This is a genomic window from Frankia sp. BMG5.23 (assembly GCF_000685765.2).
Taxonomy (GTDB): Bacteria; Actinomycetota; Actinomycetes; order Frankiales; family Frankiaceae; genus Frankia; species Frankia casuarinae.
On sequence record NZ_JDWE01000014.1, the window covers coordinates 41,725 to 57,730 of the forward strand.

A 16,006-nucleotide genomic window follows, 5' to 3' on the forward strand; every position below is an offset into this window, starting at 1 on the left:
GAGGGGCTGGCCGACCTTGGCCGGGCCGGCCAGCCCGCGTGCCGCCGTCGACGGCCGCTTGGCGACCCGTCCGCCGGGCTGGGGGGGTTAGCCGGGGAGCGAACGGGCCGAAACACCGCCGGACCTCCTGGCGCGGGGGGCCGGTATGGCGTTCATCTGTCAGTCGTCCGACGGAGGTTGATTGGTTGCCGTCGTTGTGAAGATTTTTCTTCCGCATGGTTGCCTGTGGTTCCGCATGGTCAAGTGCAGACCCCCGTAACCGGCGCAGACCCGCGCCGTCAGCGCAGGACTGCGGCCGCCAGCGTCCAACCCGATGTGCCCCCGCTGGAGATGGTGACCGACGTCGTGCCGATTCCGGCAGGCAGCCCGATGCTCACCACTCCATCGGCCGAGCCGTCGGCGATCGGTGAAGGCAGGGTCTGGGTGAAGGTCTGCGTGCCGCCGATGGAGGTGACGATGATCTGCACCCGCCCGGAACCGGATCCGAGGAGGACGTCCAGGGTGAGCGGAGACTGCGAGACGAAGACCGTCAGCCGGGCCGAGCCCTGCAGGGACAGCCGGTCGGTGTCATCCACACCGGTCGCGACCGGTGTGCCCTCCGTCCAGTCGAATCCCGAGGATGACGGCACGGACGTGCCCAGCAGGGTGCCGGTGTCGATCAGCGGCATCACGATGGCGGCCCGGTTCTGCACACCGTCCCACGAGCCCCCGAACAGCACCCAGTCGAGAGTGCCGGGGCCCGGAAGCCGTACCCGTGATCCACTGGGGAAGGGGGCGACGGTGCTGGTGTAGATCCCGCCGCCGAGGCCCGCGAACGTTCCGCCGGGCAGGGAGGATCTGCTGTCACCATGGTTCGCGGACGGTCCTGTGGACGGTCCCGCGGACGGTGACGGTGCGCCGCCGCCACCGCTCGCGGACCCCGGGTCCGCCGGGTCCGGGCCGGCGGACCTCCGTGCGGCGCTCGCATCGCTCGTCGCGTCCGGGACGGCGGCGCTGACCCCGGATGTTCCGGCGGGGCTCGACCTGGCCGGTTCCGGTGGAACCGCCGCAGTGGCCTGGGGCGACGTGACCGGCGTCCGTACGACCGGAGACGTCGTGACCAGCGTGGCGGACGGCCGCGGCTTTGCCGTGACGGTCGTTGTGGGCGGAGCCGGGGAGTTCGATCCCGACGGCCCCAGCAGGGCCAGGGCCGTCAGGGCCGTGATGCTCATGATGGCGAGTAGTGCCCCCGTGATCGTGCCGCGTCGGGCGACCGAGCGCCGCCGGGAACGGGGCCAGTGGTGGGACCGGGGGAGCCGGTCGGGGCTGGTGGACCGGCTGGATCGGCGCCGTCGGCTCGATGGGGTCTTCGCGACGGTACGGCCCAGGCGGTGCTGCCGGGTGATGATCCGCCCATCCCCGGTCCGGGTGCCGGAGCCGATCGAACCAAGCGGTCTGAGTGGTCCGTTAGCGCTGAGTGGACCGCTCGGGCCGACAGGTCCGATCGGGCCGAGGGGGCGGATGATCGTGCTGCTCAGGGGAGCATCGACCGCCGCCGCGACACGTCCGCGGATGCGATCGGAGTCGGGGTGGTGCCGGCCCATCTCGGCGCTCAGCATGCCGCGGAGTCGGTCGGGGAACGGAAGCTCCCCCAGGCCGCCGCCATGACCGTCGCCGCCGCGGAACTCGCCGACGCGATCGGCTGACCCTCGACCATCCGCGCTCGGGCTGCTGGTTTCGCGGTCGCCTGTTCCGTGGTCGCTGATCACGCGGTCACCCGTCTCCGGAGTGGAGGGACGGCAATCGGCCGGAGGCTCGCCGCGCCGCGCTGCCGCGCCACCCTGCGCATCATGATCGAGCTCCTGGAACCCCGGGCGCCTTCTGCGTCATCTATGCCTCGCCGACTCGCTGCTGCCACCAGGGCCATAGCTTGACGCGGCCGAGGCGGGCGAACGCCGACGGGCTCGGACCCGCCGGTTTGCCGGACTGACCACTGCCCCGCCGCCGTCCCAGGCGACCCGAGCCCGACCGGGAGCCATTCATCCGGGAACTGCCCGATCGGGATGTGGCGCCGCGTGATGTGCCCGGCCGACCGGACGATACCTGTGGCCTCGCCACCTCCGCGGCACCGGCCGGCGGCAGCTCGGTGTTCTGGAGAATCCGCTCCAGTTCGGCGACTCCCTTGGCGGTCTGGCTCTTCACCGTGCCGACAGAGATACCCAGCGTGCGAGCCGTCTCGATCTCCGACAGGTCGAAGGCGTAGCGGAGCACGACACAGGCACGTTTGCCTGGCGGCAGTGTCATCAGCGCGGAGCGCAGATCCATGACCGCGGGGAGATCGGGTATCCGCGCCGACTGGTCGGCTCGCTGACCAAGGAAGAGCAGCCCGCGTCGCTCGCGGACGACCTTCCGGACCCGGTCGGCCGCCAGGTTGGCGACGATCCGCCGGACATACGCCAGTGGAAGGTCCGCGGAGCGGACCCGGTCCCAGGCGGACCAGGCGGCCGTCAGGGCGTCCGCGGTGATGTCGTCCGCGACGTCGTGATCGCCGGTCAGGAGATACGCAAACCGGCTCAGCTCGCGGTGATGTCTCTCGAAGAAGGCATGAAACTCCGCCTGGGTATGGGGATGTTCGGGCTCGTCGTCGGCCGCGACCGCTTCCACTGGCACGCTCCCCGGGCCCGTCGAGGCCGGCGCGTCCGCGGCGCCGGCCGGACAGCCGATGCTGTGGTCGTCTGTCACTGGTTGCAGAGAACCATGAGTTCAGGGCGATATGCATATGACGGTAGCGACTCGATCGGGTATGCGTCGTGGTACCTGGATGCCGAGTGGGGCGGTCACTGTTAATACGCTCGAAGCAGTGGCTTTACCCTCGGTCCGATGATGTCGGGCTGGCCACACATGGTGATGGTCCTGGCGCGCGTTGACATCGGCCACGGGGGCAAACCCGTCTCGGACCGGCCGAGGCAGCCACATTATAGGACATAGGGGCATAGGACTTGACGGCATAGGATCGGAGATGCGAGCCGATGAACCGAGATCCGGACGGGACAGCCGCGATGACGGGGCGGCGCACGGATGCGCGACGCCGGTCCAGCGGGGTGACCGGCGACCAGGCCGCGGCGAGGGACGAGCCGCCGACATGGGATGCTAGGACGATGTTTCCGCCGCGACGCCCGCCGGGTACGGCGAAATCTATGTCTGCCCTGTCTGGTCCGGCTGCCCTGTCCGCCCGGTCTGGTCTGTTTACCCGGTCTGGTCTGGTTGCCCCGTCTGTCGTGATGCCCGAGGCCGTCCGTCCCCATCGCCCGAGTCCCCCGCCCCCGCTCGATCCGGACACCCCGATCCCGGATGATCCCGGCCCGCTCCTGCCCGACGCTCCTGACCTGCCGCCGGCTCCGCACGAGCCCTCCCCGTACACCGAGCCGGTTCCCGGCGCACCCCAACCGGAGCCCGAGCCGGTCTGAGGCCCGAGCCGGCGTCCGTCCACCCCACCGGAACATCCGTACGGCCGCGGCATGAACATGCCCGCACGCCGGATGATGCCGCGGCATCGCGTGCCGAGGAGCCGTAGCGTGTGACGGATGCATGCTGTGACGGTGAAAGCGCCCGGTGGGCCCGAGGTCATGACGTGGTCGACGGTGGCGGACCCTCCTGCCCCGGGGCCGGGCGAGGTTACCCTGGAGGTGGTCGCGACGGCGGTGAACCGCGCGGACCTGCTCCAGCGGCAAGGTTTCTACCCGCCGCCGCCCGGTGCCTCTGAGATCATCGGGATGGAGTGCTCCGGGCGGGTGGCGGTTCTCGGCGCCGGCGTGGACCGGGTTGAGGTCGGGGCCGAGGTGTGCGCGCTGCTCAGTGGGGGCGGCTACGCGAGTCGGGTGAACGTGCCGGTCGGCCAGGTGCTGCCGGTCCCGGCCGGGGTCGACCTCATCACGGCGGCCGCTCTGCCCGAGGTCGCCTGCACGGTGTACTCCACGGTGTTCGGCATCGCCGGTCTGCGTGACCGCGAGGTCTTCCTCGTGCACGGCGGGGCGTCCGGCATCGGGACCTTCGCGCTCCAGGCGGTCCGCGCGCTGCGTCCGAACGCGCTGGTCGCGACCACCGCCGGCACCGCGGCCAAACTGGCCAGGGTGCGGGAGCTCGGCGCCCACATCGCGGTCTCCTACCGTGACGACGACTTCGTCGCCAGGATCCGCGAGGCCACCGACGGCCATGGGGCGGACGTCATCCTCGACAACATGGGTGCGGCGTATCTCGCCCGCAACGTCGCCGTGCTGGCCGTGGGAGGCCGTCTGGTCGTCATCGGCCTGCAGGGCGGGGTGAAAGGGGAGCTCAACCTCGGCGCCCTGCTCACCAAGCGGGCGGCGGTCCACGCCGCGTCGCTGCGCGGGCGGCCGGTCGAGGAGAAGGCCGACATCGTGACCGGTGTCCGCGGCGACTTCTGGCCGGCGATCGAGGCGGGGGCGATCCGGCCGGTCATCGATCGGGTGCTGTCGATCACCGAGGTCGCGCGGGCGCACCAGCATGTGGCTGATTTCGGACATGTCGGAAAGGTGGTACTCACGATCCCGGAATGACCCTCGATGGGTGACACCCGGCGTGACCGTGGAGGCGAAGCCAGTGCCGTGGGAGGCGGATCACGGGGCAGGATAGGGGGCATGACGGATCAACCGGAACCCCGCGTCGTGGTCGTCGGGCCTGACGGCGCGCTGCACGAGACCGCGGACTCGGGGGTACCCGACCGGCCGGTGCGGCCGCTGGCCCCGGACGGTGGCCAGGCGCCGCAGGCCGCGGAGGAGCTGGACGGCGGCAACCCCATCGCCGCGCTGGTCTCCCAGCCCGACAAGGTGATGCGCATCGGTACCATGATCAAACAGCTGCTCGAGGAGGTCCGGGCCGCCCCGCTGGACGACGCGAGCCGAGTCCGGCTGCGCGAGATCCACCGCAGTTCCATCCAGGAGCTCTCCGACGGGCTTGCCCCGGACCTGCGCTCGGAACTCGATCGGCTGTCGCTGCCGTTCGACGAGGAGCGCACGCCGTCGGACGCCGAGCTGCGAATCGCCCAGGCACAACTGGTCGGCTGGCTCGAGGGTCTGTTCCACGGCCTGCAGACCGCGCTGTTCGCCCAACAGATGGCCGCCAAGGCTCAACTCGAGGAGATGCGCCGACGGGCCCTGCCGAGCGGGCAGCAGCCCGGCAGCGAGACGTTCGGCCGCGGGGCCTACCTCTGACTGACCCGTTTTTCATTGACCCGTCCCCGAATCGACCCGTCCCCGAATCGACCCGCGATGGTGAACCGGGAGCCATGGCTGCTCGCGGTTCACCATCGATGGTTCGATGCCCCCGGCCCGGCCGGCGGTCAGTTCGCCGGGCTGACCGAGGACATGTTGAAGTCGGGGATCCGTACCGCGGGCATGCGGGTGAGCGTGAACCAGTCCGCCCATTCCCGCGCCATGGTGCGGGTGGTGGCGCCGATCTCGGCCAGGCGGCCGAGCAGGTCGACCGGTGACTCGTTGAAGCGGAAGTTGTTGACGGCCCCGGTGACCTCACCGTTCTCCACCAGGTAGACCCCGTCCCGGGTGAGGCCGGTGAGCAGGAGCACCTCGGGATCGACTTCGCGGATATACCACAGGCTGGTGAGCAGGAGCCCGCGTTTCGTCGAGGCGATCATCTCCTGCAACGACGCGGAGCCTCCGCCGTCCAGGATCAGATTGTCGATCATCGGGGTGGTCGGGACCCCGGTGGCACGGGCGGACGCGCGGGTCTCCACGAGGGCGGCGAGGGTGCCATCCGAGATCCAGTCGGTGGGCCTCAGCGCCAGTCCGTTGTCGAAGACGCTGGACATCGACGAGGAGGACTGCGCGGTCACGAAGGGGGTCGTCGCGAGTTCCGGGTCGTGCGGATCGCTGGCCAGCCGCAGTCCCGCCGGTCCGATCGCCTCGCCGAGACGCGTGCCGCCGCCGGCCCGGCTGAAGACCGTCCGGCCCTCGGCCGCGTCCCGACCGGCAGCCGTCCAGTACATGTAGATCATCAAATCCGCCACCGCGGAGGGCGGCAGCAGCGTCTCGTACCGGCCGGCCGGCAGTTCCAGCGACCGTTCGCACCAGGCCAGCCGGTCGCGCAGCGCCGCGTCGGTACCCGCGACGTCGACGTCGGTGAAGTCACGGGTCGACTGGCCGTGCCAGACCGAGCCGCCGGGAACGCCGCTCTTGGCGTTCCACTCCACGCTGCCGGTCGGCTGGCTGTACCGCAGCCGCAGCCCCGTCGACGTCCCGAGCCACGTGGTGGTCAGATTGTGCTCGGCGAAGCCGAACAACCGCCGCCCGCCCGCCCGCGCCGCGGCGAACGCCTCCGCGAGGTCCCGGGCGAAGGAGGCGAACACCGTGGTGCTGGTCCGGGCGGCCGGATCGGTGAAGGCCTCGGCCGCGTCACCCGCCGACCCCGCACCCGCCGACCCCGCACCCGCGCCGACGTCCGTCGTGTCCAGCCCGAGCAGGTCCGTGTAGTCCTCGGCATCCTCGGCGTCCCGGGCCGCGTCCTCGGCGGCGCGGACGAGTTCCGCGAGGCCGTCGGCATCGGTGGGATGCGGCAGGTTGGTGGGACGCGCGGTGGGGTGGCCGCCGGAACCGGGGGAGTCGATGGTGGAGGCCGTCCGCACCCCGAACGAGCGGCCGATGACGCTGATGACGGTGATCGACCGATCCCGGCTGGCGCCGTTGGTCGTCAACGTGTTGTTGGCCCAGCGCAGGTTCACCGCGCTGGACTCGGTGGCGATCACTACGCAGCCGTCCGCCTTCGACAGGCCCAGGGCGCGTTCGACGATCTCATGGGCGGTCTCGCGCACCGTGCTTCCTCCGTCGGCTGAGGCTGGTTGCGGTCCGGCCGGCCGGCTCATCGACCGGCCTCTCGGCGAGCATTGAGAATGTTGGTGGCGCGGAACAGAGCCGACGGGCAGCCGTGGCTGACGGCCGCGACCTGGCCGGGTTGGCCCTTGCCGCAGTTGAACGCACCGCCCAGCACGTAGGTCTCGGGGCCTCCCACGGCCTCCAGGGATCCCCAGAAGTCGGTCGTCGTCGCCTGGTAGGCGACGTCGCGGAGCTGGCCGACGATGCGACCAGCGCGGATCTCGTAAAACCGCTGGCCGGTGAACTGGAAGTTGTACCGCTGCATGTCGATCGACCAGCTCTTGTCCCCGACGACGTAGATGCCGCGGTCGACCCGGCTGATCAGCTCCTCGGTCGACGGGCCGCCGGGCGCCGGGAGCAGGGAGACGTTCGCCATCCGCTGGATCGGCACATGGGCGGGGGAGTCGGCGAACGCGCAGCCATTGGAGCGGTCGACCCCGAGCACGGCGGCATTGCGGGCCGCCATCGCCCGGTCGAGCTGATAGCCGACGAACTGGCCGTCGCGGACGATGTCGAACCGGCGGGTCTGCACGCCCTCGTCGTCGTAGCCGATGGTCGCGAGCCCGTGCAGGGCGGTGCGGTCCCCGGTGACGGTCATCGCCGGGGAGCCGTACCGCAGCGTGCCCAGCTGGTCGAGGGTGACGAAGGAGGTACCGGCGTAGGCGGCCTCGTAGCCGAGCGCCCGGTCGAGCTCGGTGGCGTGCCCGATCGACTCGTGGATCGTCAGCCACAGGTTCGACGGGTCGATGACCAGGTCGTACGGCCCTGGTTCGACTGAGGAGGCCCTGGACTTCTCGGCGAGCAGACCCGGGATCAGATCGATCTCGCTCTCCCAGTCCCAGCAGCCGGCCGCGGGGCCCGCCACCAGCCACTCCCAGCCTCGACCGACGGGCGGGGCGATCGTGCGCATCGACTCGAAGCCGCCCGCGGGATCGACCCGGGTCGCCTCGATCTGGCAGATCACCCGCACCCGTTGCTGTGTCGTCGTGGTCCCGGTCAGGTCGGCGTAGTACTTGTTCTCCATCACCGCGCTGAACCGGCCGTCGACATGGTCGACATCGTGCGCCGCGAACAGCGTCCGACACAGGCCGCCGACCCGTTCGACCCGGTCCCGGGCGTCGACCGCGAACGGATCGGTCGCGTAGGCCGAGACCCAGACCGCGTCGGTGTGGGTCGGTTCCGCGGCGAGTTCGACTGGTTCGGAGTTGAGCGGGGCGGCGACTCGGGCCATCTCGACGGCTTCGCGGGCCAGCCGCGCCGCCTCGTCCGTCGTCAGGTCGACGCCGGCGGCGAAACCCCAGGTGCCGCCGTGCACCACCCGGACAGCCAAGCCCAGCGTCGCGCCTTCATGGCGACTTTCCAGCGAGGCGTCGCGGAACGACAGCGAGGAGTCCTTGAGCCGTTCGACGCGGATGTCGGCGTGCGTCGCGCCGAGATCACGTGCGGTCTGCAGAGCCGCGTCGGCGAGTGCGGTGCGCGGCAGCGCGAGGAACTCGCCGTCGATCTCGTGAGCCGGCAGCCCGGATGAGGCCGAGTCCTGGACGAGGGGTGCCATGTCCCTATCCTGGCCCGTCTGTGCGACGGGTGTCGGGGCGGCATGCCCGGGTGTCGGGGCGGCATGCGGACGCTGTGCATGCGGACGCTGTGCATGCGGACGCGCTGGGAGCGCGAGACCGGGAGGCGATGCGTGTCCGGATCCGGCCGGGCAGGTATCAACGCGGCGGTCCACCGGGAATCCCCGTCGTCGACCGGGAACCGTCCGGAGGGTATTCGTGGAGAGTATCCGGCCCGGTATGCGGCCCGATCGTGATCGGGACGGACCGGAATGCCCAGGAAGATCATCGTGGTTATGGGAAAAGCCGCTCCAGGACGATCGCGACCCCGTCCTCATCATTCGACACGGTGATCTCGTCGGCGGCGGCCAGTACTTCGGGATGGGCATTCGCGACGGCGACCGCGTATCCGGCCCAGGCGAACATCGGTAGATCGTTCGGCATATCTCCGAACGCGATGACGTCGGCGGCGACCACCCCCCGCCCGGCGGCGAGTTCAGCCAGTGCCACCGCCTTCGACACCCCCGGCCCCGCGATCTCGAGAAGGTCCGCGCTGGAGGTTGTGACGACGGCGTCCACCCCGGCGAGTTCGACGATGGCGTCGTACACTTCCGTGAACGGAGCGCCCCCCCGCCGGACAAGCAGTTTCGTCGCCGGCAGGACGCCCAGCAGCTCCGAGAACTCCGCGACGATCTCCTTGGGATCCGGCCACATCGCCTCGAAGGCGGGTTCCCGGCCGAAGCGCACGCCGCTCTCGACCGCGAACACCGCGTCGGGAACCGCGGCGCGGATCGCCGCCGCCAGCCGCAGGGCCGTGGCCGATTCCAGACAGCGCTGGCTGACCGGCTCGCCGGAGTCGAGATCGAAGACCAGCGCGCCGTTCGCGCAGATCGCGAGCCCGGAGACCTCGGTCTGGGCGACGACGCCGGCCATCACCCGACTGGGTCGTCCCGTCACGAACACCACGGTCGCCCCGGCGCGTTCCACCCGGCGCAACGCCCCGCGGGTGCGTTCGGACACCGTGCCGTCGCTGCGGATCAGCGTCCCGTCCAGGTCGGTGGCGACGATCGCGGGCGGAAGCACAGTCATCAAGTCAACCAGCAACATGGCGGCCGGTGCAGGGACTCCGGTGCAGGGACTCCGTCGCATCGGCTTGCCGGCTGGCCGCGGAGCGCGTGTCTGTGGTCGTCGTGTGCCGCTCCGCACCGCGGGCCCGCGGCGCGGAGGTTGTCCGCCCGGTGACGGGTAGCATGCCGAGCATGCTCCCTGCCGATCGGTCCGCCGTGCCATCCGTCGGCGCATCCGATTCGTCGAATGTATCCAACCTGAAAACATTCGACGAACTCTTCGTCGAGCTTGCCGAGAAATGGCGGCGTCGGACACCCGGCTCGGGAACTGTCGCCGCGCTCGATCAGGGCGTCCACCATCTGGGCAAGAAACTGGTCGAGGAGGCCGCTGAAGCGTGGATGGCGGCCGAGCACGAAGGCCGGGGAAGGGCCGCCGAGGAGATCTCCCAGTTGCTCTACTGGAGTCAGCTGCTGATGATTTCTCTAGGCCTTTCGCTGGACGACGTATACTCCCATCTGTGATCGATGTCCTGCCCTTTCTCGTAGACGCTGAGTAGTGACGATGCTTCGTATCGCGGTTCCGAACAAGGGGGCGTTGTCGGCCGCCTCCGGTCAGTTGCTCTCCGATGCCGGCTACCTCGCGCGGCGCGAGGGGAGCGAGCTGGTGATCGCCGACGTCGAGAACGACATCGAGTTCTTCTTCCTGCGCCCTCGGGATATCGCTGTCTACGTCGGGTCGGGTCGTCTCGATCTTGGCATCACCGGGCGTGATCTCCTCCTCGACAGCAGTGCCGCCGCCGAGGAGCTCGTTCCGCTTGGATACGGGTTCGCCACGTTTCGTTACGCCTCTCCGGAGGGGACGCTCGCGGACATCACGGAGCTCGCCGGCAAGCGGATCGCGACGTCGTTCCCCGCGCTGGTCCGAGCCGACCTTGCCGGCCGGGGGGTCACCCCGGGTGACATCGTGACTCTGGATGGTGCGGTCGAGACGGCGGTGCGGCTCGGTGTCGCGGACGCGGTCGCCGACGTGGTCGAGACCGGCCGTACGCTCAAGGCCGCGGGTCTGGAGCTGCTCGGCGAGCCGGTCCTGCGCTCGGAGGCCATCGTGATCGCCAAGAGAGGCGCGGACCTGTCCCCTTCGCATGAGCGTCTGCTGCGCCGGATCCAGGGGGTTCTGGTCGCCCGGCGGTACGTGATGATGGACTACGACGTTCCGACGGCCGTGCTCGACAAGGCATGCGAGATCACGCCGGGCTACGAGTCCCCGACGATCTCTCCGTTGCAGCGCGAGGACTGGGTCGCGGTGCGGGCGATGGTGCTGCGCGCCGAGGTCAACCGCATGATGGACGACCTCTGGGAGCTGGGTGCCCGGGGCATCCTCGTCTCCGGGATTCAGGCCTGCCGCCTGTAATCCCTGCCACCCGGAGCTACCTGTGCAGGATGAGCGACATGCCCTCGTTGCGGGTAGCGGTGCTGAGGAACTGGCCACGCACCGCGGATGTCACCGTGGTGGCCCCGGGCTTGCGCACACCGCGCATCGACATGCACAGGTGCTCCGCCTCGATGACGACCATCACTCCGCGCGGGTCGAGCACCTCGACGAGGGCGTCCGCGATCTGCGAGGTCAGCCGTTCCTGGACCTGCGGACGACGGGAGTAGAGGTCGACCAGCCGGGCAAGCTTCGACAGGCCCGTGATCTGGCCCTTGCTGTTGGGGATGTAGGCGACGTGCGCCTTGCCGGAGAACACGACCAGATGATGTTCGCACAGCGATGAGAAATCGATGTCGCGGACCAGCACCATCTCGTCGTGACCCTCATCGAAGACGGTGGTCAGGACCTCGGAGGGATCCCGGCCAAGACCCTCGACGGCTTCCCGGTACGCCCGCGCGACCCGGTCCGGGGTCTTGCGAAGACCCTCGCGGTCCGGGTCCTCGCCGATCCCGATCAGTAGCTCACGAACCGCGCGTGCGACTCGGTCGTGGTCGAAGGGACGGACCTGCCGCGGCCTGCCATTGCCCGGCGCCAGGGTTGACGCAGCCGGTCCGTCGCCGTCGGGGTCCGGGATGCCGAAACCGTCCATTCCTGGGGCCTCCGCCGCGGGAGATGATTCACTTCGTCGTTCGCCCGCGGCAGTGGACGCCTCGTCGGAATAAGACGTCAACGGCGTCTCCTCTCGTCGTCGCTCGGCCAGCTTGGCGGGGCCCACGGGTTGGCGATCCTCGGCCCGTCATGGGCCGGACCCTCGCCTCCGGGGGGCGCCGGCGTGCCCTGGCCCTGGGGATAACCGTGCCCCCCGGGGCTGCCATTCCCACCCGGACCACCGACATCCGTGCCGTGCGGTACGCCCCCGCCCGGACCGGACGGGTCGACCCCGGGGCCCGAGCCCGCTGGTGCCCCCGGCACGCCGGCGGGCTGACCGTGACCGCCGGCCCTGTTGCCCCCGGTTCCGTTGCCGCCCGGTCCGCGTCCGGCGGCACCATTACCGTGGCCCGGGTCGTTCACCAGGTCGGCGACATCCGCCGTCAGCAGGCCGAGCTCGGCCGGGGTCTGCACCGGTGGCCGGTCGGAGGGGACGCGACGCCCCACCCCGGTGTAGATGCCACGCACGGGGCGTTTCTGGACCGTCGCGAAGACCTCGGCGACCTCGTCCTTGCTCAGCGTCTCGGTGTCCATCAGCCGCAACACGAGGTTGTCCAGTACGTCCCGGTAGGTCACCAGGATCTCCCAGGCCTCGTCGTGTGCGGCCTCGATCAGCCGGCGCACCTCGATGTCGATCTCACTGGCGACCTCTTCGGAGTAGTCGCGTTGGTGGCCGACCTCCTTGCCGAGGAAGACCTCGCTGTTCTCGGTGCCGAACTTGATCGCGCCGAGCTTGTCGCTCATCCCGTACTGGGTGATCATTGCTCGCGAGATCTGGGTGGCCTTCTCGATGTCGTCGCTCGCCCCCGTGGTCGGGTCGTGGAACACCAGCTCCTCGGCGGTGCGCCCGCCGAGCAGGACGGCGAGGCGGTCGAGCATCTCCGAGCGGGTCGAGAGGTACTTGTCCTCCAGGGGAAGCTGCATCGTGTACCCGAGCGCGCGCCCCCGGGGCAGGATGGTCACCTTGTGCACCGGGTCGGAGTTGGGCAGCGCGTGCGCCACGAGGGCGTGGCCGCCCTCGTGGTAAGCGATGCGCTTCTTCTCCTTGTCGCTCATCGCGCGGGTCTTGCGCTCCGGTCCCGCCATCACGCGGTCGATGGACTCCTCGAGCAGCGCCGACGAGATGAATTTCAGGTTGGAGCGGGCGGCCAGCAGGGCTGCCTCGTTCAGTACGTTGGCCAGATCGGCACCGGTGAACCCGGGGGTCCGCCGGGCGATGACCATCATGTCGGCGTCCGGGCCGATCGGCTTGCCCTTGGCGTGCACCCGCAGGATGGCCTCGCGGCCGAGCAGGTCCGGCCGATCCACGACGATCTGCCGGTCGAAGCGGCCGGGCCGCAGCAGGGCCGGGTCGAGGATGTCGGGCCGGTTCGTCGCGGCGATGAGGATGACCCCGCCCTTGACGTCGAACCCGTCCATCTCGACCAGGAGCTGGTTGAGCGTCTGCTCCCGCTCGTCGTGGCCACCGCCGAGTCCCGCTCCGCGGTGGCGGCCCACGGCGTCGATCTCGTCAACGAAGATGATGGCGGGCGCGTTGGCCTTGGCCTGTTCGAACAGGTCGCGAACCCGGCTGGCGCCGACACCGACGAACATCTCGACGAAGTCGGAACCCGAGATGGAGTAGAAGGGCACCCCGGCCTCACCCGCGACGGCCCGGGCCAGCAGCGTCTTGCCGGTTCCCGGCGGGCCGTAGAGCAGGACCCCCTTGGGAATCTTGGCTCCGATCGCCTGGAACTTGCCCGGGTTTTCGAGGAACTCCTTGATCTCCTCGAGCTCCTCGATGGCCTCGTCCGCACCGGCCACGTCGGCGAACGTCGTCTTCGGCGTGTCCTTGCTCACCAGCTTCGCCTTGGACTTGCCGAAGTTCATGACCCGGTTACCGCCGCCCTGCATCTGGTTCATGAAAAAGAACAGCAGAAGGACGACCAGCAGTACGGGCAGCAGGTTCAGCAGGAGCGAGACCAGGATGTTTCCACGGTCGACCGAGACGTCGTAGGCGACCCGCTTGTTGCGGAGCTCGTTCGCCAGGACGACACCCTGTTCGGTGACATAGGACGACTCGAACTTCTGGCCGTCCTTCGTCTGGATCTGGATGAGCTGCTTCGAATCCTGGATCTTGGCCTTCGCCACCTGGCCTTCGTCGATCTGCTGCTGGACGAAGTTCAGGTCTCGCTTGCCGTACTCACTGGGACCCGAGAGGACGCCCGTCGTGAGAATGATCACGAACAGGACCAGGAGCAGCAGTGGCACCCAGCCGCGGAAGATTCTTCTTGGAGTCATCTGTCTGGAGCACCGGACACGAGCGCTCCACCCTCCTGACGTGTGTGCTGCCCTCGATCGGGATTCCCTTGTGCCGAGGGTACCGCCGGTGCGCGCATCTCACCGCGCGTACATCCGACCAACGGATCGGCGGCCCGCGCTGTTCCGATCGTGGCGGTCTGATGGTGTTCGGTGTTTCGCTCGTGGCGGATGCGGTGACCGAGGGCGTATCCGAGCGGGCGGAAGGCCAGCGGGCTCAGGCCGGGGCGCCCCTCTCGATCGCCGCGGGCGTGAGGGTCCCGACAAACGGCAGGGTTCGATAGTACTCCGAGTAGTCAAGGCCGTACCCGACGACGAACGCGCCGGGAAGATCGAAGCCGACATATCGGACATCCACATCCACGGTGACAGCCTCGGGCTTACGGAAGAGCGCCAGGACCTCAAGCGAGGCGGGGCCGCGTGAGCGCAGGTTCTTCAGCAGCCAGGACAGGGTCAGCCCGGAGTCGATGATGTCCTCGACCACCAGGACGTCCCGGCCCTCGATCGACCGGTCCAGATCCTTGAGGATGCGCACCACCCCAGACGAGGAGGTTGACGACCCGTACGAGGAGACCGCCATGAACTCCATGGTCAGCGGGACCGTCAGCGCGCGGGACAGGTCCGCCATGACCATGACGGCGCCCTTGAGCACGCCCACGAGCAGGATCTCCCGGCCGGCGTAGTCGGCGTCCACCCTGGCCGCGAGCTCAACGATCTTCGCGGCGATCTCGTCCGAGCTGACCAGGACCTCGGCGATGTCGGGATGCGGGCTGTGCCGGGGGCCGTCATGGGCGCCTCCGGTGTCGGGGGTCGTCGTCGCGGTCTGACTCACCTGGTCGTCCTCCTTGATGTGTGGCGCGGTGACGGCATCCGACCGTCGGGCGGCATCCGACCGTCGGGCGGCGGGGCCGGCTGGCGGCGGTGGAGGAACCACCGGCCCGGTCAGCGTGACCCTGTTCTCCCATCGCCGGGCAAGCACGCCGGTGGGAAGCGGTACCGGCTTCTGCCCGCGCCACCGCGTCACCAGCTCCTCCACCGCCCAGATGTGCTCCGCGCGCAGCGCGGAGGCCGACGCTCCGACGTCGATGGCCGCCCGGCGCAGCAGCCGACCGCGGACCGCCGCGGTGAGCCCGGCCAGCGCGGCGACGTCGAAGGCGACCTCGCCGGTGCACGGCCGGCCACGAGCCCTGACGACCTTGCCGTAGACCTCGGCGGCCATGGCGTCCAAGGCGTCCGCGTCGGCCCGCAGCAGATCGGCACTGCGCGCCAGCGACTCGGCGATGCCCGGGCCGAGCTCCGTCTCCATCACTGGCAGGACCGTGTGACGCACCCGGGACCGGGTGAACGCTGGGTCCCGGTTCGTCGGGTCATCCCACACCTCGAGCCCCTCGGCGAGGCAAGCGGCCCTGGTGTCCGCGCGGCGGATCCCGAGCAGTGGCCGGCTAAGCAGGCCGTCGTCAGCCGACATCCCCCCGAGGGAGCGGGCGCCCGCGCCCCGCGCGAGCCTCAGCAGCACCGTCTCGGCCTGGTCGTCCAGCGTGTGGCCGAGAAGCACCGCCCGGGCGCCGAGCCGGTCGGCGGCCGCCGCGATCGCGGCCCGCCGTGCCTGTCGGGCGATCCCCTCGGAGCGAGCGGTGTGCTCGGTCAGGACCTCCACCGGATCCAGGCCGAGGGCCCGACCCTGGCGGGCGACGCGCTCCGCCCGTTCGGTCGAGCCGGTGTCCCAGCCATGATCGACCGTGACCATGCCGGCCCGCAGGGCGCGGCGGGGGGCGACGAACGCGAGGGCCGCGGCGAGCGCCAGGGAGTCCGGGCCGCCGGAGCAGGCGACCAGCACTAGTCCGCCGGGTGGCAGGTCGGTGACCGCGCGGCGAACCGCCAGCCTGACTGCCGCGACCGCGGGAGTGGGAGATCTCGACGAGAGAACCGTGCGCGGAGCCGGATCGCCCGGTCGGACGTCGCCGGCATGGCCGGTGTGGTCCTCACCGGCGATCGGTGGGGTCACAGCGTCGGCCGGAAGGCGGATGTGGAACAGCCCGGGGAGTCGGCGGCCCCGACGACCCC

Annotated in this window: 12 protein-coding genes; 4 read left to right on the forward strand and 8 right to left on the reverse strand. The window is 70.1% G+C overall.

Annotation, left to right across the window (positions count from 1 at the left end):
- Positions 1 to 278: 278 nt before the first annotated feature.
- The gene (locus BMG523DRAFT_RS24380) at positions 279 to 1,211 is read right to left on the reverse strand and encodes a hypothetical protein (protein WP_023840741.1); all 933 of its coding nucleotides are present in this window, start codon (positions 1,209 to 1,211) and stop codon (positions 279 to 281) included.
- 658 nt (positions 1,212 to 1,869) lie between these two features.
- Complete coding sequence (locus BMG523DRAFT_RS09005) at positions 1,870 to 2,649, reverse strand: SigE family RNA polymerase sigma factor (protein WP_235463006.1); 780 nt, start codon at positions 2,647 to 2,649, stop codon at positions 1,870 to 1,872.
- A 914-nt stretch (positions 2,650 to 3,563) separates the two neighbouring features.
- On the opposite strand from BMG523DRAFT_RS09005, the gene BMG523DRAFT_RS09015 reads away from it, so the two are divergent.
- Positions 3,564 to 4,556, forward strand: a complete 993-nt coding sequence (locus BMG523DRAFT_RS09015) for an NAD(P)H-quinone oxidoreductase (RefSeq protein ID WP_082456674.1) — start codon at positions 3,564 to 3,566, stop codon at positions 4,554 to 4,556.
- A gap of 81 nt (positions 4,557 to 4,637) precedes the next feature.
- On the forward strand, positions 4,638 to 5,210 hold the full coding sequence (locus BMG523DRAFT_RS09020; protein ID WP_011438675.1) for a bacterial proteasome activator family protein: 573 nt from the start codon (positions 4,638 to 4,640) through the stop codon (positions 5,208 to 5,210).
- A gap of 128 nt (positions 5,211 to 5,338) precedes the next feature.
- Here BMG523DRAFT_RS09020 and BMG523DRAFT_RS09025 read toward each other — a convergent pair whose 3' ends face one another.
- The 3 genes from BMG523DRAFT_RS09025 to BMG523DRAFT_RS09035 form a co-directional block, all read right to left on the reverse strand.
- On the reverse strand, positions 5,339 to 6,874 hold the full coding sequence (locus BMG523DRAFT_RS09025) for a metallopeptidase TldD-related protein (RefSeq protein WP_083494776.1): 1,536 nt from the start codon (positions 6,872 to 6,874) through the stop codon (positions 5,339 to 5,341).
- Positions 6,871 to 8,403: a TldD/PmbA family protein gene (locus tag BMG523DRAFT_RS09030; protein ID WP_043590892.1), complete on the reverse strand. Its 1,533-nt coding sequence runs from the start codon at positions 8,401 to 8,403 to the stop codon at positions 6,871 to 6,873. Before BMG523DRAFT_RS09030 ends, BMG523DRAFT_RS09025 begins: the two co-directional genes overlap by 4 nt.
- 328 nt (positions 8,404 to 8,731) lie before the next feature.
- On the reverse strand, positions 8,732 to 9,526 hold the full coding sequence (locus tag BMG523DRAFT_RS09035) for a Cof-type HAD-IIB family hydrolase (protein WP_011438672.1): 795 nt from the start codon (positions 9,524 to 9,526) through the stop codon (positions 8,732 to 8,734).
- Between the two features lie 170 nt (positions 9,527 to 9,696).
- Here BMG523DRAFT_RS09035 and BMG523DRAFT_RS09040 point away from each other — a divergent pair, with 170 nt between their 5' ends.
- On the forward strand, positions 9,697 to 10,026 hold the full coding sequence (locus BMG523DRAFT_RS09040; protein WP_241882770.1) for a phosphoribosyl-ATP diphosphatase: 330 nt from the start codon (positions 9,697 to 9,699) through the stop codon (positions 10,024 to 10,026).
- A gap of 40 nt (positions 10,027 to 10,066) precedes the next feature.
- Positions 10,067 to 10,915 carry an ATP phosphoribosyltransferase gene (gene hisG, locus BMG523DRAFT_RS09045; protein ID WP_035729385.1) on the forward strand — a complete coding sequence of 283 codons (849 nt, stop codon included), beginning with the start codon at positions 10,067 to 10,069 and terminating at the stop codon, positions 10,913 to 10,915.
- Positions 10,916 to 10,931: 16 nt separating this feature from the next.
- Here hisG and folE read toward each other — a convergent pair whose 3' ends face one another.
- The 3 genes from folE to hpt all read right to left on the reverse strand — a co-directional run bounded on the left by folE (position 10,932) and on the right by hpt (position 15,824).
- On the reverse strand, positions 10,932 to 11,666 hold the full coding sequence (gene folE / locus BMG523DRAFT_RS09050; protein WP_035729386.1) for a GTP cyclohydrolase I FolE: 735 nt from the start codon (positions 11,664 to 11,666) through the stop codon (positions 10,932 to 10,934).
- The gene (ftsH, locus tag BMG523DRAFT_RS09055) at positions 11,663 to 13,924 is read right to left on the reverse strand and encodes an ATP-dependent zinc metalloprotease FtsH (protein ID WP_011438668.1); all 2,262 of its coding nucleotides are present in this window, start codon (positions 13,922 to 13,924) and stop codon (positions 11,663 to 11,665) included. The genes folE and ftsH overlap by 4 nt, the downstream gene beginning before the upstream one ends.
- A 235-nt stretch (positions 13,925 to 14,159) precedes the next feature.
- Positions 14,160 to 15,824 carry a hypoxanthine phosphoribosyltransferase gene (gene hpt, locus BMG523DRAFT_RS09060; protein WP_235463020.1) on the reverse strand — a complete coding sequence of 555 codons (1,665 nt, stop codon included), beginning with the start codon at positions 15,822 to 15,824 and terminating at the stop codon, positions 14,160 to 14,162.
- Positions 15,825 to 16,006: the final 182 nt, after the last annotated feature.

What these genes read in the sequence shown, in the direction of transcription:
- BMG523DRAFT_RS09040 (WP_241882770.1), top strand. Translation starts at nt 9,697, where the DNA reads ATGCTCCCTGCCGATCGGTCCGCCGTGCCATCCGTCGGCGCATCCGAT.
- BMG523DRAFT_RS09025 (WP_083494776.1), bottom strand. Translation starts at nt 6,874, where the DNA reads ATGAGCCGGCCGGCCGGACCGCAACCAGCCTCAGCCGACGGAGGAAGC.
- hisG (WP_035729385.1), top strand. Translation starts at nt 10,067, where the DNA reads ATGCTTCGTATCGCGGTTCCGAACAAGGGGGCGTTGTCGGCCGCCTCC.
- ftsH (WP_011438668.1), bottom strand. Translation starts at nt 13,924, where the DNA reads ATGACTCCAAGAAGAATCTTCCGCGGCTGGGTGCCACTGCTGCTCCTG.
- BMG523DRAFT_RS09035 (WP_011438672.1), bottom strand. Translation starts at nt 9,526, where the DNA reads ATGACTGTGCTTCCGCCCGCGATCGTCGCCACCGACCTGGACGGGACG.
- BMG523DRAFT_RS09015 (WP_082456674.1), top strand. Translation starts at nt 3,564, where the DNA reads ATGCATGCTGTGACGGTGAAAGCGCCCGGTGGGCCCGAGGTCATGACG.
- BMG523DRAFT_RS09020 (WP_011438675.1), top strand. Translation starts at nt 4,638, where the DNA reads ATGACGGATCAACCGGAACCCCGCGTCGTGGTCGTCGGGCCTGACGGC.
- BMG523DRAFT_RS24380 (WP_023840741.1), bottom strand. Translation starts at nt 1,211, where the DNA reads ATGAGCATCACGGCCCTGACGGCCCTGGCCCTGCTGGGGCCGTCGGGA.